General features: G+C 58.4%; 26 protein-coding genes and 1 pseudogene. 16 read left to right on the top strand and 11 right to left on the bottom strand.

Going from position 1 to position 25066, the window contains the following annotated elements:
- The first annotated feature begins 174 nt into the window (after positions 1–174).
- The 4 genes from virB10 (at position 175) to K6M89_RS26095 (ending at position 5246) form a co-directional block, all read left to right on the top strand.
- Entirely contained in the window at positions 175–1002 is an 828-nt protein-coding gene (virB10, locus tag K6M89_RS26110; RefSeq protein WP_246642693.1) for a type IV secretion system protein VirB10, read from the top strand.
- Entirely contained in the window at positions 999–2048 is a 1050-nt protein-coding gene (gene virB11, locus K6M89_RS26105; RefSeq protein ID WP_221109786.1) for a P-type DNA transfer ATPase VirB11, read from the top strand. The genes virB10 and virB11 overlap by 4 nt, the downstream gene beginning before the upstream one ends.
- Complete coding sequence (locus K6M89_RS26100; RefSeq protein WP_222141508.1) at positions 2017–4815, top strand: type IV secretory system conjugative DNA transfer family protein; 2799 nt, start codon at positions 2017–2019, stop codon at positions 4813–4815. The genes virB11 and K6M89_RS26100 overlap by 32 nt, the downstream gene beginning before the upstream one ends.
- 92 nt (positions 4816–4907) lie before the next feature.
- Positions 4908–5246 (top strand): hypothetical protein, encoded by a 339-nt coding sequence (locus K6M89_RS26095; protein WP_222141503.1) that lies wholly within the window; start codon positions 4908–4910, stop codon positions 5244–5246.
- 45 nt (positions 5247–5291) lie between these two features.
- Here K6M89_RS26095 and K6M89_RS26090 read toward each other — a convergent pair whose 3' ends face one another.
- Both K6M89_RS26090 and K6M89_RS26085 read right to left on the bottom strand, forming a co-directional pair.
- Positions 5292–6668 carry a DUF8535 domain-containing protein gene (locus tag K6M89_RS26090; RefSeq protein ID WP_222141502.1) on the bottom strand — a complete coding sequence of 459 codons (1377 nt, stop codon included), beginning with the start codon at positions 6666–6668 and terminating at the stop codon, positions 5292–5294.
- Positions 6669–6677: 9 nt separating this feature from the next.
- Complete coding sequence (locus tag K6M89_RS26085) at positions 6678–6971, bottom strand: hypothetical protein (protein WP_221109782.1); 294 nt, start codon at positions 6969–6971, stop codon at positions 6678–6680.
- A gap of 327 nt (positions 6972–7298) precedes the next feature.
- Here K6M89_RS26085 and K6M89_RS26080 point away from each other — a divergent pair, with 327 nt between their 5' ends.
- Complete coding sequence (locus tag K6M89_RS26080; RefSeq protein ID WP_064696225.1) at positions 7299–7640, top strand: helix-turn-helix domain-containing protein; 342 nt, start codon at positions 7299–7301, stop codon at positions 7638–7640.
- Between the two features lie 30 nt (positions 7641–7670).
- Here K6M89_RS26080 and K6M89_RS26075 read toward each other — a convergent pair whose 3' ends face one another.
- The 6 genes from K6M89_RS26075 to K6M89_RS26050 form a co-directional block, all read right to left on the bottom strand.
- A complete protein-coding gene (locus K6M89_RS26075; protein ID WP_222141501.1) occupies positions 7671–8216 on the bottom strand; it encodes a hypothetical protein in 546 nt (181 codons plus the stop codon).
- A gap of 127 nt (positions 8217–8343) precedes the next feature.
- Complete coding sequence (locus K6M89_RS26070) at positions 8344–8604, bottom strand: hypothetical protein (protein ID WP_246642691.1); 261 nt, start codon at positions 8602–8604, stop codon at positions 8344–8346.
- Positions 8605–8606: 2 nt separating this feature from the next.
- Positions 8607–8918, bottom strand: coding sequence for a hypothetical protein (locus K6M89_RS26065; RefSeq protein ID WP_064696226.1), 312 nt, complete (start codon positions 8916–8918; stop codon positions 8607–8609).
- The gene (locus K6M89_RS26060) at positions 8919–9542 is read right to left on the bottom strand and encodes a thermonuclease family protein (protein ID WP_222141500.1); all 624 of its coding nucleotides are present in this window, start codon (positions 9540–9542) and stop codon (positions 8919–8921) included.
- Entirely contained in the window at positions 9539–10171 is a 633-nt protein-coding gene (locus K6M89_RS26055; protein ID WP_222141499.1) for a thermonuclease family protein, read from the bottom strand. The genes K6M89_RS26060 and K6M89_RS26055 overlap by 4 nt, the downstream gene beginning before the upstream one ends.
- Positions 10172–10191: 20 nt before the next feature.
- Positions 10192–10884 (bottom strand): nuclease, encoded by a 693-nt coding sequence (locus K6M89_RS26050; protein ID WP_246642690.1) that lies wholly within the window; start codon positions 10882–10884, stop codon positions 10192–10194.
- 112 nt (positions 10885–10996) lie between these two features.
- On the opposite strand from K6M89_RS26050, the gene K6M89_RS26045 reads away from it, so the two are divergent.
- From K6M89_RS26045 to K6M89_RS26025, 5 genes are read left to right on the top strand one after another with little or no spacing between them, the layout of a single operon-like run.
- Positions 10997–11395 (top strand): hypothetical protein, encoded by a 399-nt coding sequence (locus K6M89_RS26045; protein ID WP_222141498.1) that lies wholly within the window; start codon positions 10997–10999, stop codon positions 11393–11395.
- Between the two features lie 7 nt (positions 11396–11402).
- Complete coding sequence (locus tag K6M89_RS26040) at positions 11403–12152, top strand: ParA family protein (RefSeq protein ID WP_222141497.1); 750 nt, start codon at positions 11403–11405, stop codon at positions 12150–12152.
- Positions 12153–12157: 5 nt separating this feature from the next.
- Positions 12158–12562, top strand: coding sequence for a hypothetical protein (locus K6M89_RS26035; protein WP_222141496.1), 405 nt, complete (start codon positions 12158–12160; stop codon positions 12560–12562).
- A gap of 4 nt (positions 12563–12566) precedes the next feature.
- Positions 12567–12959, top strand: a complete 393-nt coding sequence (locus K6M89_RS26030; protein WP_222141495.1) for a hypothetical protein — start codon at positions 12567–12569, stop codon at positions 12957–12959.
- On the top strand, positions 12925–14949 hold the full coding sequence (locus K6M89_RS26025) for a relaxase/mobilization nuclease domain-containing protein (protein ID WP_222141494.1): 2025 nt from the start codon (positions 12925–12927) through the stop codon (positions 14947–14949). The genes K6M89_RS26030 and K6M89_RS26025 overlap by 35 nt, the downstream gene beginning before the upstream one ends.
- Positions 14950–14977: 28 nt before the next feature.
- On the opposite strand, the gene K6M89_RS26020 is transcribed toward K6M89_RS26025, so the two are convergent.
- Complete coding sequence (locus tag K6M89_RS26020; protein ID WP_222141493.1) at positions 14978–15718, bottom strand: HAD family hydrolase; 741 nt, start codon at positions 15716–15718, stop codon at positions 14978–14980.
- 134 nt (positions 15719–15852) lie between these two features.
- Between K6M89_RS26020 and K6M89_RS26015 the strand changes: the two genes are divergently transcribed.
- Together K6M89_RS26015 and K6M89_RS26010 are read left to right on the top strand one after the other, a co-directional pair.
- A complete protein-coding gene (locus K6M89_RS26015) occupies positions 15853–17466 on the top strand; it encodes an RcgA family putative transporter (protein ID WP_222141492.1) in 1614 nt (537 codons plus the stop codon).
- Positions 17456–18460, top strand: coding sequence for an RcgR family putative quorum lactone hydrolase (locus tag K6M89_RS26010; RefSeq protein ID WP_222141491.1), 1005 nt, complete (start codon positions 17456–17458; stop codon positions 18458–18460). The genes K6M89_RS26015 and K6M89_RS26010 overlap by 11 nt, the downstream gene beginning before the upstream one ends.
- Before the next feature lie 230 nt (positions 18461–18690).
- On the opposite strand, the gene K6M89_RS26005 is transcribed toward K6M89_RS26010, so the two are convergent.
- Positions 18691–19527 (bottom strand): helix-turn-helix transcriptional regulator, encoded by an 837-nt coding sequence (locus K6M89_RS26005; RefSeq protein ID WP_222141490.1) that lies wholly within the window; start codon positions 19525–19527, stop codon positions 18691–18693.
- Between the two features lie 95 nt (positions 19528–19622).
- Here K6M89_RS26005 and K6M89_RS31545 point away from each other — a divergent pair, with 95 nt between their 5' ends.
- Both K6M89_RS31545 and K6M89_RS25995 read left to right on the top strand, forming a co-directional pair.
- Positions 19623–19856 (top strand): DUF1127 domain-containing protein, encoded by a 234-nt coding sequence (locus tag K6M89_RS31545; RefSeq protein ID WP_183920143.1) that lies wholly within the window; start codon positions 19623–19625, stop codon positions 19854–19856.
- Between the two features lie 5 nt (positions 19857–19861).
- Positions 19862–20596 carry a class I SAM-dependent DNA methyltransferase gene (locus tag K6M89_RS25995; RefSeq protein ID WP_222141489.1) on the top strand — a complete coding sequence of 245 codons (735 nt, stop codon included), beginning with the start codon at positions 19862–19864 and terminating at the stop codon, positions 20594–20596.
- Between the two features lie 188 nt (positions 20597–20784).
- Here the strand turns inward: K6M89_RS25995 and gcvA are convergent, their stop codons facing one another.
- Entirely contained in the window at positions 20785–21726 is a 942-nt protein-coding gene (gene gcvA, locus K6M89_RS25990; RefSeq protein ID WP_222141488.1) for a transcriptional regulator GcvA, read from the bottom strand.
- 134 nt (positions 21727–21860) lie between these two features.
- Here gcvA and K6M89_RS25985 point away from each other — a divergent pair, with 134 nt between their 5' ends.
- Positions 21861–22676: an aminotransferase class IV family protein gene (locus tag K6M89_RS25985; protein WP_222141487.1), complete on the top strand. Its 816-nt coding sequence runs from the start codon at positions 21861–21863 to the stop codon at positions 22674–22676.
- 679 nt (positions 22677–23355) lie between these two features.
- Positions 23356–24974: pseudogene (locus tag K6M89_RS25980) on the top strand (putative bifunctional diguanylate cyclase/phosphodiesterase).
- The last annotated feature ends 92 nt before the right edge of the window (positions 24975–25066 follow it).

The raw sequence follows: 25066 nt of genomic DNA, 5'->3' as shown, positions 1-25066 counted from the left end.
CCGCCGGTCGATGTCGATTGCTCGAGGGGTAAAAATCCTGACGATCCCAAATGCATCGAGCTTGCGAGGCAGGCTAAGCTGCTTGAGCGCGTGCGCTCCACCGCTGTCGTTTTCGATCAATCGGATCGCGCAGGCGGGGCGGCAAGCGCTTCGTCAGACGCCACGGGAGCCGGCTTGTTCGGCGCGAACGGCTCAACGGGTACGGCCGGCGCACCGTCGGAGTCGGGCGGTGCTGTCGATGGTGATCGCGCCTTCCTGAAGGCCATGGGAGGGCAGGGGGTGCAGGTGTCGGTTGCCGCCGAGAACCGCCGTATCGACGCCTGGATCCCGCAGGGCACGATGATCCGCGGCACATTGGAGACGGCGATCAATTCCGACCTCGCCGGCATGGTGAAGGCGATTGTCCGCGAGGATGTCTACTCCTTCGATGGCCGGCGCATCCTGATACCCGCCGGCTCCTCGCTGATTGGCGATTATAAATCCGGTGTCGAACGCGGGCAGGAGCGCCTGTTCATCGTCTGGACGCGGATGATCCGTGGTGACGGTGTTTCGGTCCAGCTCGGCTCTTATGGCACGGATCGTCTCGGCCGCTCCGGCATGACGGGTGCGGTCGACCGGAAATATTGGGAACGGTTTGGGCCGCCGGCGCTGATGACGATGATCGGCGGGCTCACGCAATACATTGCCCAGCTTGGTCAGAAACAGGATCGAAATATCACGGTCGTCAATACAGACGGAACCGTGACTAGCATTCCACAAGACAATGGAACGACCTCGCAGGATCGCGCGCGCGAGATCGCCGCCGAGACGATCGCATCAGGCATTCAGCAACTTGCAACCGAAGCCTTCCAGGACACCCGCAATATCCGGCCGACGATTCACATCGCCCAAGGCTCCGACATCACCGTCTTCGTCACCCGGGACCTTGATTTCTCGGATCTTTATCCAGACCCGGTGCGTGAGGAGTTCGACCGCCTGCGCCGAAAGAGGGCCGGCAAATGAACGCGCATCCATCAATCTCAGCCGAACAGCACTTTCTCTCGGAGGCGCTCGAACCCATCAGGCAGTTTCTCGACGATCCCGCCGTGGTGGAGATTTCCTGCCAGCGCAGCAACGAAATCTGGCTCGAGCGGATCGGCCAGCTCAGCATGATCAGGCAAGAAGTCGATGGGCTCGATCAGGAGGCGATCCGGCATATGGCGTCGCGCGCGGCCTCGTTCACAAAGCAGACGATCAACGCTGAAAATCCTCTGCTGTCGGCAACGCTCACCAACGGTGAGCGCGTCCAGTTCGTGCTCAATCCGACCTCTGCCACCGGACATGCTTTTTCGATCCGCAAGCAATTTATCCGGCGCTTCGATCTCGACGACTATGAGAAAGCGGGCGCCTTCCGCTTCACCAAGGTCACGGGTGACGACTATATCGATGACGTCGATATTGAGTTGTCGCGCCTGCTGCGGGCGGGACAGGCGCGGGCGTTTCTGCAGCTCGCGGCGATCAACCATCGCAGCATGCTGATCTCGGGTGGCACCTCCACCGGCAAGACGACCTTCCTCAATACGATGTTGACGGCGATCCCAGACCATGAGCGCTTCATTCTCATGCAGGATACCGCTGAGCTGGAACCGCGCCAGGAAAACGTCGTCTCGCTGCTGGTCTCGAAGGGCGCCCAGGGCGAGGCGCGAGTGACGATGACTGACCTTCTGGCCTCCGCACTGCGTCTGAGGCCAGACCGGATCTTCATGGGTGAGCTTCGAGGCGACGAGGCATTCGACTTCCTGAATGCGATCAACACCGGGCACCCGGGATCGATGTCGACCATTCACGCAAACTCGCCGCATCACGCTTTCAACCGGCTATCGACGCTGGTGCTGAACAGCAATGTCCGCATGGAGCGCGACGATATCATCCGCTACATCCGCTCGATCATCCCGATCGTGGTCCAATTGAAAAAAAGCGATGCCGCCGGCGGCCGCGGTGTCAGCGAGATCTATTTTGCCGACGAGGTGGACGAAGATGGCAAGCGTATCCACGGACGCAGAGGCTGAACGCACGAAGTGGACGAAGCTTCAGGAGGTCTCGGCCTTCACCTTCCCGGTCGCCGTCCTCGGCGCCGTGGCGATATGGCTAATGTTCTTCACGCTGATCTACGACGCCTATGTCACATCCTTCGGGTCGACCTCCTATTACGACTATGTCGTGCAGGCGCCCATTCCAGACGGGATTGCCTACACATGGTCGATCATTCGCACTCGGAACACCATGGGGGTCTCAATCCTGGCGTTCGTTCTGGCTTCGCCGTTTCTGTTTTTCCTGCTGAGCCTGTGGATGCTGAAAGCGGGCAGGGCGTTATCGCGCAAGATCCTCTACCTCCTGCACGTAAGGTCGATGTTCACCCTGATCGCCCATACGGCACTGATATTCGCTGCGGCCTATGCCGCTGTCATTATTTACGGCACGGCCTTTTATCTCGTTGCAAGCAAGGCCGGTGGGTTAACCGGCGTAGCGGACTATTATGGCGCTCACCTTGCGGCCATGTATCAGGCACCCCTTGGCGCCACCGACGCGGCCGGTACGTTTCAGCGGCCCTCACGGCAGACTGTGCTTGCCGCGCTCGCCGGTCTGGCGGCGGCAGGAGCCTTGGTTGGGTTTCCGATCGGCGCAGCAATCCAGAAGCGCCAGCGCAGGATCATGGGAAAGGCACGGCTGGCGACCCTGAAAGATGCCGCTGATTTCCGGCTGCGCGATAAGCACGGCATCGTTCTCGGTCTCAAACAGGGCCTTCTTCTACGCAATGACGGTGATCAGCATGTGATGGTCATCGGCTCGCCGGGACAAGGCAAGTCGCGCGGCTTCGTCATTCCGACGATGATGAGTTTCAAGGGATCGCAGATGGTCCTCGACATGAGCGGTGAGCTGTTCGAGGAGACATCGGGTTATCTGAAGGATCAGGGCTACGAGATTTTTCTGCTGGCGCCGGGATCGAAGTTTACCGACGGCTATAACCCGCTCGATCTCATCAGCGCTGACCCAAACCAGCGGATCACCGATTTGCAGAAGCTGACGCAGATGTTGCTGCCCGAGCGCCTGCGCTCCGATTCATCGGATTTCTGGGAGGAGAGCGCCAGGATCCTGCTGACGGCCATGCTCGGCTTCGTGCTCGAATGCCCTGATACCCGGAAATCGCTCAGCGAACTTTATCGCATCCTCAATTCGATGTCGGACGAGCGCAAGGCGATCATCCAGCTCCTCGAAAACTACGAAGCCGTTCTTTCCGATCAGACCCGCATGCAGCTGACCAAGTTCGCGGGCCGGCATGAAAAGCTCGGCGAGGGGATCGCGGCGGAGATCGTCGCCAAGCTCAATTTTCTGCAGAACCCCCTCGTCGAGGCGCTGACCTCCATCACCACGATCCCGATCGACACGATCAGAAGGCGCAAATTGGTGATCTTCGTTCAGGCCGACTGGAATGCGATGCAGATCTACGAGCGACTGATTTCGATGTTCATCCAACAGATGGCCGACAAGCTCGTGCAGATGGGACCGTTGCGGAACGGCGAGCACGAAGTGCTGATGATGCTCGACGAGTTCGGTAATGGCGGGCGCATAGACACCGTGCTCACGCTTGCGCCATTGATCCGCAAGAACGGTGTTCGCTTCGTGTTTATCCTGCAGGACGGTGCGCAGCTCGAACGATTGTATCAGCGGTCCGGGCAGAAGATCCTGATGGGCGCATCGACGATCAAGCTGTTCATGAATTTCCAGAACCAGGAGGACGCGGCCGCCGTCTCTGCCGCAGCCGGCAGGACGACCGAGTGGGTCGAGCAGTCCTCTTATTCCCACCGCCATGGTCGCAGGCAACGATCGATCTCGAAGGTGCCAGTGTCCGTCGACCTGCTTCCCGTCAACACGCTCATGATGATGAAGCCAGAGGAGGCAATCCTTCAGGTTACCGGCATGCCAGTCATGCGCATCATGAAACTCGACTCCGGCGGCGAGCGGATGTTTTCGAAGGTACGGAAGTTCAAGCCGGTTACCAGACCCTGCATCCAGCCGGTCGAATGGACGGTGGTCGACAGCGAAACTTTCGGGCCGCCGCAGTCTGAAACCACTCCATCAGCCAGATCGCAGAGCCGGTCGCCGGTCGTTGGGATGGACATCGATCTGGGCGCGGCAAACCCGCCAAACCGGCCACAGCACATTCGGTTTTTCGTCAAAGAGGGTGTGCGACACGTCTATATCTCGTCGCTCGACGAACTGCGTCAGCGTCTGGATCTCGACGAAACGCGCGAGGCCGGCCGGACAGAGGAACAACTGCGAGACGAAGAGCAGACTACGGCCCAGAAAAAGCAACGGCCAGCAACAGGCGGCCGTGAAGGAAACCGCGGCGCAGCGCGCGGTTCAGGCGCCATCCGGGTCGACGACGCCCATATCGAGCTGGATCAGGCAAAGTTGGACCGCAGTGTGTATCCAGGCTCTCCACGAGGAAAACGGGATCGAGTTCAACGGCCTTCGCGTATTCAGGATGAGGCTGGAGATCCCCCCACCTCAGCTATTCTGCGGCGACAGGATGTCCGTGGCGCATTCGGTACGGACATCAAGGCCCTGAACGACGCAATCTTTGAGCAGGCGGATGCAGGCTCGTTCGACCCGATAGAATTGAACGCAGATGTCGAGCTCTTGATCGGAACCCTCTCCGAGCGCCTCACGGAAGATAGCTCGAAAGCATTTCTGCGCGAATTTGTCGATCGCGCTCGCGATCCGTTGCGCGAAGAGGGTCCGCAAGACGACGAGGCCGAAGACCCGTTTGCGTAGGCAGACAGCATGCCCGAAGCGCGGCACATCGCTCGAGATTGAGAAGCCGCATTGACCAGTTTCAATTGCAGCTGACGGAAGGAGGAAATACCGTGGGCGAAATCCGATACCGCCCAAATCGAGGTCTTTTGAAAGACCAGGTTATCCAAAGAATTGTTGCCGCGGCCAAGGCTAACGCTGGTCTCTGGCTGATGATCAAGGAGCGTGCAGTGGAAAAGCGCGCCATCAAAGCCGAACTCGAACGCCTAGGGGCGGATGCAAAAGACGTGGACCGGCGCTTTCCGACAGCCCTCACACCGACGATTGCCGAACTCGCAGACGAGCTTGTATCCAGCATGTTCGGGAACTGCCCGCCGGAGATCGGGTCTCGTGTTCAGAGTGCTCTGCTCAAGGCAGCGGAATCCGAGCTTGATGGCTCGCCACAGCCATAGCAAAAGGCGTGAAAATCTAGCCGCCCAACCATCTTGTTGCGCCGATCATCGTCCATCTGTTCCGGCGCAGTCTCGGCCATTGCCTATTTTGTCTACGACCCACGCCTGCAGCCGGCGGCCAGTCCGTTCAGAATTCGCCTCGGTAAGATCCTCGGGAGAAATCGCAAAGATCGGCCCGAGATGTTTCATTCGGGGGATCGTTTTTTCCTTGGCGTTCCGATATTCCTCGGTCTCCATCCCAAAGGCCTCGACGAGCAGCCTTCGCGGTGGCTGATCTCTATAAGTAGTTTCCAAAACGAAGTCTGGCCTGCAAAGGCCGATGGGCGTTTCCATGGCGAAGAGCGGTTTGATAATGGAGATCCGAAGTTCGGGTGCGGCATCGAAGAGCGATCGCTGAAGCCAGAACAGCAGGTGGGAAACGTCACGCTCAAATCCGGACTCGACAGGAAAGAGCGTGTCGCCGTTGTAGACCGGCTGGGCGTAGGCTTGCACAGCCCGAACCGGGCCTTCATCGTCCTCCTGAAAATCCACGTTCAGCAGCGTCAGGAACGGTCCTCGGTTTGCCGGGTCGCCCCGAAGCGGCTGGCGCACCTTGGAGAGGATCTCGATTGTCCGCGAGGTGGATGCCGGCATGATGGCTTGCGTGGAAACGCTGGTCGAAAATAACAGCATGAAGCCGGTACGGCGAAGTCCCTCGGGCCAGTCGCGGCGCGAGCTCGCAAGCAGCTGCTGCCAGCGGCTCTCCGAATTCCAATAGTCGGGGCCCCAAGTCGATAGAAGCGCGTTCAGAGTCCAGGTCCTGAGCACCCTCAGCTCCCGTGCGGCCGAGCGCAGGCGGAAGAGCTGATTGGCTAGCGTGAATTCCACAACACCATCCTGCAGCGGCGGGATCACATTCGTACCCGCCTTGTCAAGCATCCGCCAAAGCACGCCACCCAGTCTCGACGGCCGGTCGTTTCGTTCGCTCGATCGCGAGGGTTCATGACCTGAGACATCGGCCAGGCGATCGGGAATGGCGGGAAGAGCATTGATGTAAGAGCGCTCGGATTTGGGCAGAGGGCGAAGATGGTAGCTTCGGTCAATGAGGGCGGGGCTGGCGTCCTTGTCGACGTGGAACGGACAGGCGAGGGCGTGATTTGGCCGCTCCGCATGCCGACCGGGCGCATTGTCCTTCGGCGTTAGCCGTCGCAGCGTGAAGGTGCGTTCCTGTCGGATCGGTGCAAGCAACGGCTGATGCTGCGCCTCCAGGCAGTCGCATTCGATCCAGCCATCCATCACCTTGACGCGCCGGATCACGGAAAGCGCAATTGCCTCATCGGCGTTTGAGGCAGCGTTGCCGTACCAGGCGCGCAACGCGACGGCCTCGCGGTCGCTTAGTTCAGTCAACACATGGGTCGGGCTGTTGCGGACCACGATACGCATCGTCCGCTATCAGTACCCGATCGACCAAAGACTGAAGCCGAGATATCCGACGCCAACGGCGCCAGCGACAGCCACGACCGTCTCCGCCCTGCCGCGAATGTCCCAGAAGCTGCCGCTCACGGTCCGAGCCCCTTCAATCACGACCGCCAGAAAGATGTAGGTTGGGGCGACCATCGCGTAGCCGAGGGTTAGACTGTCCCTAAAGGCCATCCGCGCAGCGACGAACGCGAGTGCCAGACATAGGATCGCTATTGCTAACCGCCGCAGGTTGATCCGATAGCCAAACCGTTCGAGCCATAACATCCGTGCTCTCCACTACAAGAAACAGATCAAAAATTTAACTGCAGTTAAAGATTTGATCAATCGCAGATTCTGCAAGATGCCTAGGGCATCCATTTCGAGAGGCGCCGGGGTCCGCTTGCACAGCCTGCCCGCTGCGGTGTATTGAAGTCGAACACGAAGAAAAGAACGTTAAGCTTTACTTTTTTGGTCTCTGGACAGCCTTATGCATCGGATGAGCGGTAGAAATTTGAAACATCCACGTGACTGTCGGCGGGCTCATGCACTTAGTCATCGGCCCCTGTCGCTCGAGAGCGCGTTGATGGAGCCTTCGGGCGAAGGTATCGTTTGATGCCGCGTTTGAAGGGCGATGACACCGATCAAGTTTCGAATGGGATTGACCTGACGTCTCTCTCTTTCCAGGAACGGCTCGCCATCGGTCTCATGCGGTTGAAGGCTCAGCGGCGGTTGACGAACAAGGATCTGGCCGACCAACTTGGCGTGTCGGAAGCCTACATGTCTCAAGTCACCCGCGGCATGCGGGATGTGAAGCTCTCGACCCTCGACAAGATGCAGCGCGAATGGAATGTCACGATTGAGGATTTGTTCAGAATCTCGGAAAGTGATCTTGCTCGGATCGCCGCGTGGCGAGCCCGTCGGAGGAAAAAGAAAACTACCGACGAGCCAACGTAAGTTCTTGCGGTGACATTAGTTCGACCTGGATTAATGGTTCAGGTTGAACCAGAATCTCTGCTTTACGCCTTGTTCGTTCGGGATATCGAAGTAATAGGGATCTGGACGGCGCGGCCGCGGCGTCGCGATCTGCTGAATGCAGCTATCGCCTCGATCGCCGAAGCTCCGTCGTATCACGGCACTGCTCTGATCGGTGTCGGAAGCGCGCTGACCAGGAGATCGGCAAACATCAACGGTTTTGATACATTGGTCAGGCTCACTACTCCAGCCATTGCGAGTCTCCGAACTGCTGCCAACCGTGGTGCCCGACGGGCAGTCTTCGTAGGTCTCGTGCCCCGGTTTGCCGGCCTTGGCTTCATGGCAAATAGGCCACGAAAATCCCGGCTCCTTCATCGCCGCGATGAGCTTTGTCATGGGCGGAACGCAGTAGGAAACGCCGTGCCAGGATGGATTCTGTGAAGCGGCGCAAAGCAGAACCTGGCATCCCCAGGATGCGTCCTCGGCCATTACGGGCGTCGCCGATGGCGTAAAGGCCAATCCGGCAACGATCGCAGCCAATATTAGTCTCTGTCTCATTGTCCGCTCCTTCGACGTTATCATTGGATTTGCCGCCAGACGCCATCGATTTTCGCAAAGGAGAGCACACCGGGTTGGCTTGTCCCGGCAAAAGATCCAGCGGTCGTTGTGATGATGCCTGAGCACGTCACACCCGGCACTGCCTGGCGCGGTTTGCATTCCGTAACGCGCATCGACCGTCCGGATTTCGCAAGCGCAGCGCTAGCCTCCTCGTCACTTGGGACGCGTCGTGTGACGCTTCGCCTTTCAGCCGGGCGACCTCATGTTCCAGATCGGTCTCGCGGTCGCTCCTGATCACTTCGTTGATCGCATAGCCGCCGCCCGCGCCTACCAGCAAGGCGATCACGGCTGCCAAGACCGCGCCTCCGGGACGCTTGTTCAGCGCCATCTTCAGTATCCCTCGATCCCGAGCCGTTTCAGGATAGCGACCGGACTGGTTTCGCAGTCTTGTCTCCAATCGGGATGCTTTGCGCAGGCGTAGGCGTATTGGCTGAGATCGGCTGACGAGAGGTCGGCAAGCCTGTTGCCGACCGCTTTCCACCGTTGTACCTCGGCAGGATCGCAGCCAGCACCTCCGGCTCCGCAAAAGTCCGGGTCGCGCTGGTCTATCTGCTTCTGGGTCGCGCCATCCTCGGCGATCGCTATCGAAGCGGACCCGGACAGCAACATGAGCACTATAGCGGCTGCAACAATGCGGCGCATTCAACCTCCATGCACGTCGTTGGGAGTGGATGATCTGGCTGGGACAACAGGCAAAGGCAGGGGCAAGCTGGTGTCGGGTTCCGATGTGGAAGCCCTGGCTTTCTCCCCATTTCCGCTCGACGCAGTATAAAGCCACGGAGGAAGGAGATCTGGCGATGACCAGACGCCGTATCCGAGGCCGCGCGCCTTCCTCTCGATATCGAAATAGGCGGGAACCTGTGGTTCGCCGCGGTGGTTGAACGCGTAGCCGATCCCTTCTGCGATCGCCGTGGCGGCGAGGTTTGTCTCTCCGACAAAGCAGTGTGCGAGGATCACGCCGTTGGCATCCCGAGCAATAGGTGCGCAGTTGACGTCCTGCCCAAGCGTACGGAGGACCATCCAGGCCCGCGAGACCTGGCCCACCGGCCAGTCGACGCCATCGCTCGTTGCTGTCTGCTCGAGGCGAGGGGCTTCGTATCCAGCAAGCCGCACTGTCTGTGCGCTCTTCCTGAACTCAAGGGTGGTCGCATCGACGACCTGGACTTTTCCATAAATCTGGCGCGGGATGTCAGCCGGTCGGACTTGTGCCGTCGTGGACGCCACCGTCATCGGCAGAAACATGATTGACAGCAAAACAAGTTTCATCGTTGCGCGCCCCCTTGGCCGGCAAGGATCGCGACCGGATGAGGCATATCCGAATAGGCCCATAGCCCGACGCGTGCCGATCGTGCGCTTTCTTCCGCCACCCTATAGCCAGGAACGATCAGTTGGCCGGTGGTGTCGACGGCGGCGAATCCCCACCCCTCAGCGATCATGTAAGTTGCCAGATCATAGCGCCGTTTGCCTGTTGTCGTCTGGCAGCCGACGACGGCATTGTTTTGATCGATATCCTTGATGGTTGTGCAGACGGGCTTCGTATCTCTAATCAACGCCTGGACCATGATCAGGTTGAGCTCGCCGCAATCCCTGATAACACCAGGAGATATTGTGACGGAGGTCCCGCGGAGACACGCCTGCAGACCATAGAGGCGATATCGCCGTCCACCGGAAATCCAGGTGTCGCCGGTTTCGAATTGCGCGTGTTCTGGGAAAGGGGCGAATTCAGTTCCATCGCTTTCGTGACTATCTGCGGCAACCCGTTCGCTCCCAAGCGCTTGGGCCGGGATAATTGGAGCTTGGACGCGAGGAGGCTCTGGCAGGTTCGGACCGGCGAGCATGGGCAGGACCGATATGCCTGCAAAAAGGCCGGAGGCTGCGAGTGTGGACATCAACATCAGGAACCTCATCGCGGCGATCAGTTCATGGAAGGATTGGTGCGATAGCGCTCACCGTAAGGATGCGTGAAGTGGGCGTTTGCCCAGATTCCGGCTTTCGCGTTTTGTGCGCGTTCTTCTGTCTCTGCATATTCCGGGAATAGTGCCCGGCCCGAACGATCGCGTGCCGCGAACGCCACACCCATGCTGATAAGCAGTTGGGACAGCGATTGTGTTTCACCATCCTTCATGAAGAAGCATTCGGCAAAACGGACGGTCGGCGCGCCGGCATTCTGACCGAGAAAATGACACGGGAAAGCATTGCCGGCAGCGGTTCCGGCCTCGCTAAGCTCTGCTGTTAGCCCGGCAAGTGAGACCATGGAGCATGTGGTCTGCAGGCCGGCAAATTCCACCTGCTCGGTCGAGAGGCAGCCTTGGGCGCCGGCTAACTTGACGATAGTGCCGTCAGAATCGAGAAAGGCGCTTCCGCTCAATGCGCCTTCAGGCGTGATGGATAGCAGGTTAAGTCGCTCCACGATTGAGGAGATATCGAGGGGCTTTTGAGGGGCAGGGATCAAATCGCGCCCTTCCGCGTAGGCCTTTTGATAGTAGTCGACAAATCTTGAGACGGCATCCTCTGCGGCAAGCGCCACTCCACTTGTCGCGCATGCAATGGTGCAGAAGAGGTTTTGAGCGAGCCGTCGTGCGCCGGGATTCATGCTTGCGTCCGTCATCAATGGGCTCCGGCGATGATGCACAAAATTATACTGCAGTGCAAGTCTGGAAAAGTCGAAGCGATTGCGATATGTCTGTTCAAACGCGAAATCGGGACATGGAGAAAGGCAGATGTCGGTACAGCAAACGGCCATCAGGATCGTGACCTTCCCCCTCAGGGCGGTATGGTTCCTGATTTTGAGCGCCAACTTTCTGGTCGTCTCGGCCGCCTGTGTTTTGATTGCGGCCTTTGTTGCCTACGCCCTTGCGCTGACGATTTCGTATCTCTTGTTCCCAACGGAATGGACGCGGGCACTTTGGGAATGGGCGGCCAGTCTGTATGCGCAGTCGGCTTGGTTTAAAGGCGCGACAATCACCTTCTTCGTGCTCCTTCTTGTGCCGATCCTGAAACTCTGGCCGGGGAGGGATCTCAAGGTAGGCACAGCCCGCGAGCGCGAAGCGATGAGGATCAACGACGATCTGATCGCGGCTCGCCAGCGGGCGCAAGCCCAAGCAAAACTTCGAGGCTGAGGGTTCCATGACAGGCAAACCACTTTCGCTCGCGATCTCGACCTTCAAGGGCGGCGCCGGGAAATCGACCTTGAACGTCAACCTCGCGGCCGAGTTCGCCCAGCAGGGGCACAGGACATTGCTCATCGATTGCGACGAGCAGGAATCGTCGACGCGCTGGTACAATGTCTCCATGAAACGGGGACTGCTTCCGACCGACGGCAGGCTGCTGCATCTGCGGGTCGCGCCTGACGACCGGTTCGCAGATCGCCTCGAGCAAGCACCTGCAGCCGATATCCGCATCTACGATGTCGGCGGATACGTCCACCAACGGGCAATCGAGGTCTATCACGAGTGCGATGCAGTCCTTATTCCCGTCATACCCGAGCCGACGGCCGCGACCTCAGCCATCAAGGTGGCGACGATCCTGAAGGAGATTTCCAGGAAGCGGGCGCAAGGTCCTATCCCGTACGCGGCGATTTGGAACTATGTGGACATGATCGCCCTCAAGCATAATCGCTCGCTTCCGGAGGTCCACGCGATCCTGACGAGCGGCCGAATTCCGATGGTGGACACGGTCATCCGGAAGAGCAATCACTTCAGCGACGTCGGCGCCGGCTTCGGGTCGCTTTATTCCAAACTTGCCAGCATCGAGAACAATCCGGCGCTGACCCCCTCGGCCAAGCGGCGCGCCTCAGAAAGCGTGCTGGACGCAATCGATCTGGTCAAAAAGATCAACAACGAATTCATCGGTCTCCTGCAGGCGGAGGCTGCCTGAGCACGATGTCGAGGGAACGGACCGCTGCTGGCAACATTCTCGCCCTTGCCCGTTCGAGAGAAGACCAGGCGAGGGACGTGGAGGAGGATGCGACCTCCTACATGCCGACCAGCCTCGACCTCGAGAAGCTCATGCCGGAGGATCCTCCTCAAGCGCAAGAGCTGAGCGCCGAGGGGGAAACACGGTCAGAGCACCGCCGCCCTCGAGCCAAAAGTAAATTTCCGGAAGAACAGGCGGTAAGGGCCCAAGCCAATATGAACGTCGGATCGGTCAAGCGAAAGCGTATTTCCCTTTACCTCGACGACGACGTGCTGACGAAGATTTTCCGCGTATCGCTGGAACGGCATGAGCAACTCTCATCGGCGACCCACCGGTTGATCCTCGAAGCTCTGAAGGCGAGGGGGCTGTAGGAAGATGCGCGAACCGGCCGTCATGTTCCGTCTACCGGCCCATGTCCTCAACAACGTGGAGATGCTCGCCAGCCGTCTTGGTGTATCTGTCAACCTTGTCGCGAAACTCATCGTTACCAGGGAGATCATGCATGTACCAGCGATGCTGGAAGAGCATGACCGGCAGTTGGGAAACATGCACCAGTTCCTACGAGAACTCGCTTTCCGCAGCGAGGAGTTTCTGTCGGAAGAGCGCGACAAAGCCGTTCTTGGCGCGGCCATCATCGCGAAGCTGGACGAGGTGATGGACGCCCTGGATTCAATCAGGGACGCAGCTTTCGTCAGACCATCGACCTTTATCGCCGACCTGATCAGGAGACACGATGAACGACCTCACCAGAAGTCGCTCAGGGTCTAGGCCTGAAGGCCGCAGACTGCCGAGCTATTTCGACCTCATCGAGGATGAGCTTCGACGGCGTGGCGGCGGGGGTGAGGGAGGAAAAAAGGCGCCGCCGAGGACAAACGTCGGAATGCCCTCGACGGGGCGGAACGCCGGCGCAGCAACTGCATTCAGCCGGGCGAATGGCAACAACGCGGTCGTCGTCAAGGTGTTGTCCTATGGAGCAGGTGCTGCCTCGGCACGCAACGTGCTCGCCTATCAAAGCAAGGAAGAAAAGGCGCATGATCAGGATGGCCGCGAAGTCACCGATCTCACCGCAGCAGTCCGATCCTGGGAGCGCGAGTTCGGAAACCGAAATGGAAGCAAGGACGTTCTACGGCTGACCTATGAGCTCGAGAGTACCGGCCGAGAACAGGTTGCCCGCGCGCTGAGCTCGCTTGCCTCCGACGGATTCCGCGACGTTGGTGATACCGATCGAACCTACGCGTTCAGCGTCAGCGAGAGCATGAAAGGCCAAACCCGTTTGAGCTTCGCCTTGGTGATTGCGCATGAAAAGAGGGACCGATCCGACCGTAGCAGCCATAATCGCATTGCCGCCGAAATCGATGAGGTGCATGCGATCGATTCACGCGTGGACAAGGCGTTGCGTGCGGAAGGGATCGCGGTGGTCTCGCGCTATCCGGTGGAGTTTTCGAGTGGTCCGAAGGGGTTCACGGCGGCCCTGCATGCGATGCAGCGGGGGGGCGCGGAAGTGACGCTTTCGACCAAGACGCAGATAGAGGAACGTCCAGGAAAAAGCGGCCGCTATCATCAAGGCGCCGCTCGGCGCGAGTTGACGACAAGCGATCACAAGCAGCTCACGGCGGAAGGCAAGATCGTCGCGGCGCTCATGCGGACACGCCAGCCTCGGGACTTCATGCATTTGTTGCTGTCGGGGCCGGCCAATGTCGACCGGGATCAGTTCATCCTCGCTGGCCGCGATTTCCTGAAGGAGCAGTTCTCAGGTCACCGCTATGCATACGCTATCCACAACCGTAACGACCCAGACAAGCATCCGCACCTGCATGTGATGGTCGCGCTGCGTAACTGCGGCGGCAGGATGCTCAATCCCAATATCCGTGACTTCACCGAGTGGCGCACCCGCTTCGCCGAAAAGGCGCGGGAGCGCGGAATAGCGATCGATCGTCAAAAGCGCGTCGAGCGTGCTGGTCCACCACCTGTCAAACGATGGGAGTGGGAGATATTTCGTCGTATGGGCGCGACAGCGCCAAGTAATGTCGTCGAAAAGGTGATCTCCAAGCTTCGCGATACGCCGACCGCGCCGAGGCTTGAAGAGGCAAGACAGCGGCTCGGTCAAAGCCGGCGCTCCGTCGGGCGTGTCATTCAAATGCTGGAAGGAATTGCCAGAGACCGAACAGCGCCCAGCACCGCGCGGGAACTCAGTCACGATCTGTCGATCGGCCTGCAGCGCGAATACCGTCGGTTGGAAACAGCCGTAAGCGAAGGGCGTGATCCCACTCGAGAGAAAGGTGAAGAACATATGCTGCGATCCACACCCATCAGTACCGCACAGGCAAAAGCTGCGAAGGAGGCCCTGGCGACCACCGCCACCAGCGTTGCGGCAAAGATTGTCAATCCCACCGATCGGCTGCTCTTCGAGCAGGCGACGAAGATCATCGGCAAGGTCGTCGGGCTGCAGCTCGATTCGCGTGTTGTCAAGAATCGGGAGCGTGGCGAACCAAGCAGGGGCAAACGTCCCTCGGACGGCCTGGAAACGAAATCGGCTGTGGGGCGCGATCACATCGCCGAACAGGGCGTCGTCAACAAGAGTTCGAACAACCGCTCCGTTGACGCGTCGAGGATCGGCCGTTCTAATGCTGAGCATGACCGCGCGGAAACGGATCGGCCCGATCGGGAGCGTCCGAAGGCTCAGCAGCGCAATCGCGAGATGCCGAAATCGATCAAACTTAGGCCGCCCCAAGAAAAGGAACGCGACCGCAGCCGCTGAGTTGGGCGTCCCTGCAGCGACGCGGTGATTAAGCGGTCCGGCGATGCCCCAGTCTTACCATTCGTTCGATGGTATTATGGAGCCGCTGGATTTCTCTCGCCTTATCGTTTCGCCAATCGGGGTAAACGATGGCCGCGATCTTCGCCTGTTTGGCAGCCTGCATACCCCTTGAGGAATTGCCAACGAACACTGCGTTTCTGCTATCGACATCGTACGAATCGATTGCGCGCAGAATCATGTCGACCACTGACACTGGACGATGGTCATCTGGATGTTTGGCTTCAGTTCCGGCCCGTGGCAGCAAATTCCATCCCATCCAAAAATCAGGGATAGCCTCGTGAATGCTCAGCAACTCGTCGAGCACTGTGGTCAAGGCAGCGAATCCCGGTTGTCCATAAGACCAGGCATCCATTCCCCGCTGGTCCGAGATAAAGCCAAAGCGGAAGTTCAGCTCTCTCAGTCGCCTTAGCATTCGGACAAAATCTTCGTCGATATCCCCCAACGTGAGATGGTTCGATGGGTCCCTCCGTCTCATGAGCAAGCCATCTCTTTCGAAGATTACGAGGCCGGTGGAACCGACTCTGCGAAATAAGGAAAATAGCTCCTGGTCTTTGGTCATACAGCGGCTATCAAAGCTGCCATTGGCTTTGCTCCTCTGGCTCTGTCCAAAATCCGGCCAACGTCCAATTTCAATGAGGCCGGAAATTCCTTTCACGCAATCGCGCTGGTCTCTCAAGCGACGACGATGGATTTCCGCGTCGTTCAGCACCTTTTTGGGTCACACGCAATGCTCCTCGCGGCAGTTGTAACGTTCACAATTGAAGCGTTGAGTTGATAAAAGCTTGATTGAGGCCAAAGGCACGATACGATACGAAACGGAACGAAATCACGGCCAGTAATCCCTTGTTAAAGAACGGAAAATTTTTTGTGCCTCCGCCAAAAGACGGGAGCGATTTCAAGGAACTATTCAAACAGCTGGCGGCTGCGGGGGCGGGTCGCCCGTTAGGCAATGATGGATTTCCTGCAGGTCCATGGACGCCGGAGCTTCTATCAGAGGCAATTTCGCAGATTGATTCTAACCGGACCGGGGTCGATCTGCGAACGGTGCAGCTTTGGTTTCAAGAGAACGAGAAGGGAATCAGCACTGCCAACATTCGTTGGCTAGCGCGGATTTTTGGGTGCGATGATCCGGTGGCGACCGCTGAATGGCAGATGGAGCTTAGCGCCGCGCAGTCGCGTTTGGCAGCCAAGAGGCGAGACTTGAAGAAAGCGGGAAGCAGCGCTGCGCTGGTGGTTCCGGATACAGCGCCGACTACAAGCGTTGATGATGAGACAAAGTTCCCGGCAGTTCTGACAAGCAATGCTAGCGCCAATCGGCCGGTTCATCGCTTTGGTTTGGCGGGGAGATCGGAAGCGCTTTTCAGTCGAGGATTTCCCTTGAATTTGCCAGCTTCAGTGTTTGCGGGTGCCACTGCCCTTGGCTTTCTGTCGTACATCATGGGGATCCACAACGCTACTTACGCGCAAGCGGGCGGCCTTGTTAAGCAGGTCGGGTTTCTTTGGGCTCCGAATTGGACACTCCTTTTCATGGTGTTCCTACCATTGTTTTTAACTTTCGTGACGGAGCTGTTGGCTTTTTGGAAAAATGAGGCGCGCCTTAAGCTTGTCGCACCGGCCGATCGGCCGGAAAGCGACCACGCTTGGGCGTGCCACGTGGAGGCTTCCTCCTATACATATTGGTCTGTTTTTTTGATCTGTGTGCTGGTCGCCGGTGTGTTTCAGTGGGTCGGCGTTTGCTTGATCCCGTTGATTAAGGGCGGTGGCAACTATGCGGTGGATTGGGGCAAGTTAGCAATTATTCGCCCTGAGGTTATATCGGTGTGGGAAGAGATCGTGTTCACGGGGATCGCCTACCTTTACATGTGCCTCTGCTTTTATCTCTTCTTCGTAGGCCTCATTTTGCTCTACACGGTTGTGTATGACCTTTGGAAGCTTGGAGAGGCATTGAAAAATGAACAGAAGGTGGAAGATCAACAAGAGATCAATGAAATCTGCCTGAGGGTGATACGGGAAACTTTCCGGTGTACCGTGTTGGGGGTTCTAATCGCCATATGTATGAAGGCTCAAAGCTCTTACCTCACATCGACCAGCGAGAACATCGTTGCCTGGTTGATTAGCGATATGTCTTCCGTCTTTCGTGGGCTCAACAGAGTGAACGACGGGAGCGGATATAGAATGCCGACGCACTACAGCAGCCTTCTTGTTGCTGTTTCAGCCTGTGTTGTTTTTCTATTTGCCTCCCTCCGTTTAGGCGTTGGAAGTCGGTTTCCTACGCTTTTTTGGAAGATGTCAGCGGTCGTAGGCCTGATCGTTGCTGGCTACCTGCTCATCGGCGCAATTGTTGGATTTTCGATCCTTCTGGGCGTCGGAATACTTTTCGCGATTTATGGCCTGTTTGATCCAGGGTTTGGGCGGGCGCGAGCGACAGAATTAGGAAATAACCAACATGTATTATAGTTGGCTTGATCGTTGGGATGAGCGGCGTGCGCAGCGGGGTGAGGAGGGGAAAGAAACGACGTCTTTCATCCTCGATGCGGAACGTGCGTTTCCAGATGCGAACAAGGTCGCAAGCCTCGAAGAGTTTTGTGGCCTTGCGGAGCAAGCCGCTGTTGATCCTGCCTTCTTCGCGGAGCCGCGTGGGAGCGATCAAGGGTTTCAAAGGCACGATGGGTGGCTCCAATTTCCGTCGGGCATCGCGACCGACATTGAAGAGAACAATGTAGTCTGGGCGAAAATCACAGAAAGCGGGGCGTCCGATCAGGCGATGGTGGTTTTTCACCACTGGAATGCAAGCGCGCGAAATCGTCAACTTGCAAAATACCTTTCCCGGCGTGGCATCACGGTTGTCGAAATGGCGATGCCCTATCATTTCGAGCGGAGGCGTCCACAGTCCGCGTACGCCGATTATATGCTGAGCTCGAATCTGGGCCGAACGATCCAATCTGTAAGACAGGCAGTATTGGATGGACGAAAGCTCATTCGCTGGTTGAAGAGTGAAGGCTATCAAGAAATTTCGGTTCTCGGCATGAGCTTGGGCTCCTGGGTTGCGGGAATTGTCGCAGCCCATGACCCGGCAGTGTCCAAAGCCTCGTTGTTTCTCACGGCGGGGAGTCTAGCTGATATGGTTTGGACGGGTCGAGCGACACGATCGATAAGAGACAGCTTTGAGCCCGAGATTGAGCTGAGTGATCTAAGAAGGGCCTGGTGTCCTCTTAACATGGAAAATTACGCGCATCTATTAGCACGGCGTAGTCTCGCTCTTCACATCGTGTTGGCTAAGAGAGACAAAGTCGTGTTGCCGGAGCTATCGGAGAGGTTCACGAAGCGGCTGGAGGACGCCGACGCTAGGCCGAATTTATTGAAATTGAACTGTGGTCACTATTCGCTTGCCATGCCGCCTTACATTTTGTTGGCGGGTCTGAGCCTGAAGGGCTTTATGTCGGTCCGCTAGACTCATGCCTTTGACCGTTGATAATCCTAGAAGAGGGCGATTGCCGGGACAGGGAAATAGATCCCCGTAATGTTATAACATATCGCGTAAGACGATTTATGGAACCGCATATCGTTAATGATGCCCTCAGATATAGGCGTTCGATTAACAACCATGAATGGTGTCTGCAAAGGCGCGATACAAGCTGGCGATCCGCTCGAACTTGTCGCGGCAGCCGCCGCTGGGACGCGTCATTGCGCCAGCCGCGCGGAGGATCCGGCACAATGGCCCGGAAAGGTTTCCTGAAAGTACTGTCCGGGAGAGACACCGAAGGCCGTCCGGAACACCGCAATGAAGGCGCTGGGGCCCGAGTAGCCGAGCGAGAAGGCGATATCGCTGACGCTTTGGCCGGCGGCGAGCCACTCCACTGCTTTGAGGAGTTTCGCCTGCTGACGCCAGGCGCGGAAACTCATGCCTGTCTCAGATTGGAAATGGCGCTGGAAGCTGCGGGGGGACATGGCCGCACGTGACGCAAGTTCATCGAGTGGCCAATCGGCACCCGGTTCGTTCCGGATGTCTGAAGCGATGCTGCGGAGGCGTTCGGATCCCGGCGAGGGAAGGGACAGCGGCGCGGCTGGGCTCGTCTCAAGCTGGTCGAGAATGACCGCGACAAGGCGTTCGGCACGAGCACTACCGGCGTCCGCACGAGGTATCTCCAGGAATGCCAGGATCAGTTCGCGCAGGAGCGGTGTCGTACCGATCACGGAGACCTGGGACGGGAGGTTCACGACCCCGTCGGGGCGAAAGAAAAGGTAGCTGCGCTCCGTCTCCTGCAGGTATGTCACTTCATGGAGGACGCCGGACGGCACGAATACGGCGCGTTCAGGTGGAACGATGAAGTAGCCCCGCTCGGTCTCCAGCCTTAGCGAACCACGCACGATCTGGAAAAGCTGCGCGCGGTGGTGCGTGTGAAAGGAGTAGGTTCGCCCGGCGGGCTCTGCTCCACCCTGAGCGACAGCGGTGTGCGGATAATCTCCAAATCCGTCTTCCGGCAGATGAACGTTGGTCAGGTTGTCGCGGGCAATCATGGCGTCTCACAGACAAAATTTGACAGATTGCCGATAACACGTCGGACGGCATTTCACTAGATTGATATCACCGCAGAACAACTTGGACGTAAGTTATGACATTCGAACTCCGACAAACTGAAATCTCGGATCGCTTTGCGCCTAGCGTGCTGACGAAGCTGATAGCTTTACGAATTCGAGCGCCCGTCGTCCTTCAATGGTGGCAACGGCGCGAAACAGAAGAGGCACTACAGTGGCTATCGGACCGCGAGCTGGCGGACATAGGCGTCGCGCGTCATGAGATTCGCGAGCTGGCGCGATCGCAGGCAACCGCATTGTCAGAGAGGTAAACAAGATGCACGACGATGGTTTTTTTGACGATGAAGTCGCGGCTAGCTACGACGACGCTGACGGGATCTCGGCCCCGGAGGTCGTTGATCCGGCGGTCAGTCTCCTGGCCGAGTTCGCAGTCGGCGGGCGCGTTCTGGAGTTCGCGATCGGTACAGGGCGCTTGGCGCTGCCTCTCGCGCGGAAAGGGATAGAGGTAGAAGGCATCGAGCTTTCACGAGCGATGGTGTCTCGCCTTCGCGCCAAAGAGGGCGGCGCCGAAATTCCTGTGGCGATCGGCGACATCGCGACAACGCGTGTCGACAGGCGCTTTCCCCTCGTTTATCTGGCTTTCAACACGATCAACAACCTAACGTCGCAGGAAGCGCAGGTCGCTTGTTTTCTGAACGCGGCCGCGCACCTTGAAACTGGCGGGCACTTCCTAATCGAGGTTGGCGTCCCGCCGCTTCAGCGGCTTCCGCTCGGCGAGACGATCCTGGCGTTCGACCGCACCGAGACGCATTGGGGGCTCGACGAGTACGACGTGGTAAGCCAGAATTTCACCTCCCATCACATCCGGATCCGGGACGGGAACTACAGGCACTTCTCGATCCCGTTGCGTTATGCATGGCCAGCTGAACTAGATCTTATGGCGCGGCTGGCCGGCCTAAAGCTCAAAAATCGATGGGGCGGCTGGAAAAAGGAGCCGTTCACAAGCGTCAGCGATCGACATATCTCCGTTTGGCAGAAGATCGCCGATTAGGCCAGGGAGATGGACGAGCGGAAGGCAATGGCGACGGAGACTTCCACAAAGGTCACCTGCGATGCCTGCTGGGAGGCGGAGACAAGTTCCCTTTACGACCGGGAACGGAGCGCAAGCATAGAGTGGAAAGGCCCGCCAGCACGCACCAGCAGATAGGTAGCAAGGCCCCGACTTGAGGGGATTTGTCGTTATGAATCCTCGCCGAAATCTCTGTCTGACTGGCGTTTCGTCTCGGCCTTTATCCACTCACGAAAGGCTAGGATACATGGATCCTCGCTGCTGCTCTCTGGGTAAACCAGATGATAGGCATATTCCGGTGCTACGCTGATGGCGATGTCGAATACCTTTACCAACCTGCCATCGGCGAGGTCACTTGCGATCATGTCGAGGTCGGCCAGACCGATCCCGCCGCCATCGATGACCGCTTGAACCACATGGCCCGAATCGGTGAAACCAACACATCGGCTATCGTCGAAGTCGGTGACACCGGCCGCAGCCATCCACATCCGCCAATTGGGCCAAACCATACCATCGGTCTTCCAGTTTACGTGAAAGAGCGTGTGATTAAGTAGATCCCGCGGCTCGTCCAGTTTGGAACCGCTCTCGATTAGCTTCGGACTACAAACCGGTGCGATGATCGTGTCGAACAAGCGGTCCGATCGCGCCTGGTCATAGTTCCCGGTGCCGAACCGGATCGCGAGGTCGATGTCGTTCACGGCGAAGTCTCGAACCTCGTCAGTAATGTCGAAGGTCAGTTCAAGAGCTGGGTGTTCGGCACGGAAGCGCGGGAGTCTGGGCAGGAGCCAATTCGTGGCAAATCGTGCGCTGGTGGAGATACGTAGGCGCGCCGGGTTCCGTGCCATTCTGCGGGCGCGGCTGATGCCGCGCTGCAGCGTATCCAGGGCGTCCGCGGCAGCCTTGAGCAACAAGGCGCCGCTCGGCGTGAGCCGGATACTACGACTAGTGCGCATGAACAGCACAAGGCCGAGCTGCTCCTCGATTTCTTTGATCTGATGGCTGACTGCTGCGGGCGTCAGTCCGACCTCAGCGGCGGCACGCGTGAAGTTCAGGTGTCGCCCTGCCGCCTCGAAGATCCTGAGGGCTCGTGTTCCGGGCAGCGTGCGGCTCATCGATCTTCAAGTCCTGTTTGACGATTCATCGAAAACTATTCGTTTCTCTAAATTCATTCAATCAAAGACAGTCTGGGCATCGGCAACCATGTGCGCGGGGCGGTCCGCCCCGGCACCGATCCCGGAGTGAATAAATGTCACCTTCCCCATCCTCTTTCGTCGTCCAGCGCAATGGGCGGATGGCGACCGCAGACGACCTAGCTCCGCTCGCCTTCGCGGGCTACGCCCACTTCACCGCGATGCAGGTGCGTGAGGGCAAAATTCGCGGTTTGAACCTTCATCTGGAGCGGCTTCGGGGTGCCTCGGTTGAACTGTTCGGTTGGGCACTGCCAGACGACCGGGTCCGATCCTATCTGCGGGCGGCGCTGGAGGGCGGCCCGGCTGACCTCTCGCTGCTGGCAACGGTGTACTCCCCGGCCGGAGAGTTCACGGTGGCCGGATCTGATGTCGAACCCGAAGTGTTGGTTCGCACCGGGCCAGCTGCGTCTGGCCCGAAAGGCCCGCTGGCTCTAGCCGCGGTCGAGTACGAACGCACCATTCCAGCCGTAAAGCACGTCGGTGAGGTGGCTAAGACATATTTCCTCCGGCAGGCGGTCCGGCAGGGCTTCGATGATGCCGCCTTCGTTGATCGAACCGGGAAGTTGAGCGAAGGGACGATCTGGAATCTGGCCTTCTGGGACGGCGCCGCGGTGGTCTGGCCCGCAGCAGACGTCCTCCTCGGCACCACAATGAGTATTGTTCGCCGGCAACTGGATCGCCTCGGTGTCTCCCAGCGCATCCGAGACGTTACGCGCGATGAACTATCAACCTTTGCCGGAGCGGCGGTCATGAACTCGTGGACACCGGGTGTGCCTGTTCACCGGATCGGCTCGGTATCATTGCCCGAGGCCCCGTCCTTCCTGGAAGTGCTTCACCGCGCCTATCACTCCGAGCCGCTCGTGACTCCTTGATGCCGGAATAGGCATGCCGCTACTTCAGGGGCCAGATTATGGCCCTGAGCCGCCGAGCATGTGTCTTGTGGACGAGTGTTGTTATTCTACATCTGCGAAAGTCGATCACCGTGAGATCGGCAAAACAGGCGTTCGATCTGACGTCGCTGGCCTCCATGTGCCACCTTATCCGGCTAAGGTCATCGGGCCAGCTTTAGTGTCAATTCGCCGGGTAAAGTCTCCAGCCACTGCCGCAGCAACGACAATCGAAATGTTCGAAGACAGATCCGCGCTCTTTTCCATTGAGGTCGCCAGGCGGCCCTATCGGTTGGAGGCTCAGACTGAATCAGCAGTACGTCCGTGAGCAGTCGTAGAGCCCTCCCCAATGCCAACACCGCCGCCAGCGACGTCGCACTAACGTCGTGAAGGCTATAAGTCGAGCAAACTCATTACTCTCAACGAACCGGCCCTCTGCCAAGCTGAGGACATTGACGGCGCTGTGAGGCAAAGACGGCGCAGCGAGGGCATGTCTTGAGAGTTTGGGATCTGACGGAGAGGATCTGCTTGCTCAGATGGCGGACGGCGCTCTCTGGCTGTACATCTGCCAATCAGCTAGACATGATTGAATAATTCCGCTGGCATGATAGCTTTCGTGCGTGACAAAACGGGGCGGGAATGAATGATCCAACGTGGAGCGCCCATGTCCGGTCGGCCTGATGAACTCGTGTCTTTTTTTGGCGAGGGCCTGAAACTCACCAAATGCTCTCCCGCGGTTACGAAGGCCTACAAAATTGCAGCGGCGTCAGGGGCGACCCTTTGGGATCTATATCCGGAGCTGCTTGATCCCGACCAAAGGTCGATGATCGAAGCCGTGCTTGCCGGTGGCCTGCCACGCAACATCGCGATCGGCGGTTCGCCCGGCAAAAGTCGCAGTGTTCTCGTTTCGGTACTGAACGGGGCCTTGGGGTCGTCGAGGCAAGCGCGAATTCTGAGGCGTCGACCGGAGGGGCCGATCGCGCGCTCCTTCTTCATCAGGCCAGACATGACGTTCTGACGGGACTGGCAAACCGCCGCCAATTCACCAGCGATCTCGAGACAAGCTTTCCCGTGCCTAAGGGTCACAAGCTCGCGCTGATGCTGCTAGATCTGGATGACTTCAAACCAGTCAACGACACGCTTGGGCACGGCGCCGGCGACGTGGTGCTCAAAATGACGGCGGAACGGATCCAAGAGATACTTCGCGACGGGTGAAACCGCCTACAGACTTGCGGGCGACGAATTCGCCGTCATTCAGCGGGGCCGGGATCAGCCTGCGGAGGCCGAAGACCTGGCTGGATCCCTGGTCCGCGCGTTCAAAGAGCCATTCACCATCGACGGGATCGATGTATTTGTCGGCGCAAGCGTGGGAATTGCCATTGCGCCGACCGATGGCAATGACGGCGAACAGTTGATGAAGGCAGCCGACATCGCGCTCTATGCTGCCAAGAACGATGGACGCGGCCGGGCGAGAACGTTCAACCTCTCGATGATGATCATGCTGGAGCAGCGTGAGACGCTGAGGCGCAGTTTGCGTGTGGCCCTCAAGGAGCGGCAGTTCTTCATCGAATATCAGCCGTTGGTGGAGGTGTCGGAGGGAATCGTCGGCTTCGATGCGCTGCTGCGTTGGCGTCATCCTTATGCCGGAGTGATTCCGCCGAGTGTTTTCATCCGATGGCCGAAGCCGACGGTCTCATGGGAGATATTGGAGCGTGGGTTCTTGAACAGGCGTGCCGCGAGGCGTCGACGTGGCCTTCGCATTTCATCGTGGCGGTCAATCTCTCGCCGGCAGAATTCCTCCGCGGCGGCTTCACCGATCGGGTATCCGGAATCCTCGACGAGGTCGGGTTTCCGGCAGAGAGATCGGAGATCGAGATAACCGAAAGCGTTCTGCTTGAGCGCACCACCAACAATCTGGACATACTTCATACTCTCGAGGTCCTCGGCGTCCGAATCACACTCGGCGACTTTGGCACCCGCTATTCATCGTTGAGCTATCTACAGAACTTTCCGTTCGACACGATCAAGATCGACCGGCACTTCATCAAGGACGTCCAGACCAATCCGAAGAGCCAGACCATCGTGCGCTTCGTCATCGGCCTTACACATGGGCTGGGTATGCGGAATACGGCCGAAGGCGTCGAAACGGCCGGTCAGGCGACGTGGCTTAGAAGAGAGAAATGCGATCGACTACAAGGGCATCTTTTGGGTGCCCCGATGTCCTCCGAAGCCATCGGCGATTTCCTGCGTCAGGGGTTGTTCGCGGCGGCTTGGATAAGCTAGACTGATGAAGCGCCGACTGCGTCTCGCGGCGGCGCGCTGGCAGGCTTCCGAGCTAAGGGCGGAACGTATCCTCCCCCGAATGTCATTTTTAT

Source organism: Rhizobium croatiense (assembly GCF_019793465.1).
Classification (GTDB): domain Bacteria; phylum Pseudomonadota; class Alphaproteobacteria; order Rhizobiales; family Rhizobiaceae; genus Rhizobium; species Rhizobium croatiense.
Note: the sequence above shows the minus strand (reverse complement) of the source record. Positions and strands in the feature narration are given on the sequence as shown.

Bases quoted from the DNA above. Each gene is read 5' to 3' on its own strand.
- gcvA (WP_222141488.1), bottom strand. From the start codon at position 21,726: ATGAGCCGCACGCTGCCCGGAACACGAGCCCTCAGGATCTTCGAGGCG.
- K6M89_RS26100 (WP_222141508.1), top strand. From the start codon at position 2,017: ATGGCAAGCGTATCCACGGACGCAGAGGCTGAACGCACGAAGTGGACG.
- virB11 (WP_221109786.1), top strand. From the start codon at position 999: ATGAACGCGCATCCATCAATCTCAGCCGAACAGCACTTTCTCTCGGAG.
- K6M89_RS26070 (WP_246642691.1), bottom strand. From the start codon at position 8,604: ATGGCGCTGAACAAGCGTCCCGGAGGCGCGGTCTTGGCAGCCGTGATC.
- K6M89_RS26055 (WP_222141499.1), bottom strand. From the start codon at position 10,171: ATGTTGATGTCCACACTCGCAGCCTCCGGCCTTTTTGCAGGCATATCG.
- K6M89_RS26005 (WP_222141490.1), bottom strand. From the start codon at position 19,527: ATGATTGCCCGCGACAACCTGACCAACGTTCATCTGCCGGAAGACGGA.
- K6M89_RS26065 (WP_064696226.1), bottom strand. From the start codon at position 8,918: ATGCGCCGCATTGTTGCAGCCGCTATAGTGCTCATGTTGCTGTCCGGG.
- K6M89_RS26030 (WP_222141495.1), top strand. From the start codon at position 12,567: ATGCGCGAACCGGCCGTCATGTTCCGTCTACCGGCCCATGTCCTCAAC.
- K6M89_RS26080 (WP_064696225.1), top strand. From the start codon at position 7,299: ATGCCGCGTTTGAAGGGCGATGACACCGATCAAGTTTCGAATGGGATT.
- K6M89_RS26040 (WP_222141497.1), top strand. From the start codon at position 11,403: ATGACAGGCAAACCACTTTCGCTCGCGATCTCGACCTTCAAGGGCGGC.
- K6M89_RS25985 (WP_222141487.1), top strand. From the start codon at position 21,861: ATGTCACCTTCCCCATCCTCTTTCGTCGTCCAGCGCAATGGGCGGATG.
- K6M89_RS26085 (WP_221109782.1), bottom strand. From the start codon at position 6,971: ATGTTATGGCTCGAACGGTTTGGCTATCGGATCAACCTGCGGCGGTTA.
- K6M89_RS26025 (WP_222141494.1), top strand. From the start codon at position 12,925: ATGAACGACCTCACCAGAAGTCGCTCAGGGTCTAGGCCTGAAGGCCGC.
- K6M89_RS31545 (WP_183920143.1), top strand. From the start codon at position 19,623: ATGACATTCGAACTCCGACAAACTGAAATCTCGGATCGCTTTGCGCCT.
- K6M89_RS26060 (WP_222141500.1), bottom strand. From the start codon at position 9,542: ATGAAACTTGTTTTGCTGTCAATCATGTTTCTGCCGATGACGGTGGCG.
- K6M89_RS26090 (WP_222141502.1), bottom strand. From the start codon at position 6,668: ATGCGTATCGTGGTCCGCAACAGCCCGACCCATGTGTTGACTGAACTA.
- K6M89_RS26075 (WP_222141501.1), bottom strand. From the start codon at position 8,216: ATGAGACAGAGACTAATATTGGCTGCGATCGTTGCCGGATTGGCCTTT.
- K6M89_RS26050 (WP_246642690.1), bottom strand. From the start codon at position 10,884: ATGACGGACGCAAGCATGAATCCCGGCGCACGACGGCTCGCTCAAAAC.
- K6M89_RS26035 (WP_222141496.1), top strand. From the start codon at position 12,158: ATGTCGAGGGAACGGACCGCTGCTGGCAACATTCTCGCCCTTGCCCGT.
- K6M89_RS25995 (WP_222141489.1), top strand. From the start codon at position 19,862: ATGCACGACGATGGTTTTTTTGACGATGAAGTCGCGGCTAGCTACGAC.
- K6M89_RS26010 (WP_222141491.1), top strand. From the start codon at position 17,456: ATGTATTATAGTTGGCTTGATCGTTGGGATGAGCGGCGTGCGCAGCGG.
- K6M89_RS26045 (WP_222141498.1), top strand. From the start codon at position 10,997: ATGTCGGTACAGCAAACGGCCATCAGGATCGTGACCTTCCCCCTCAGG.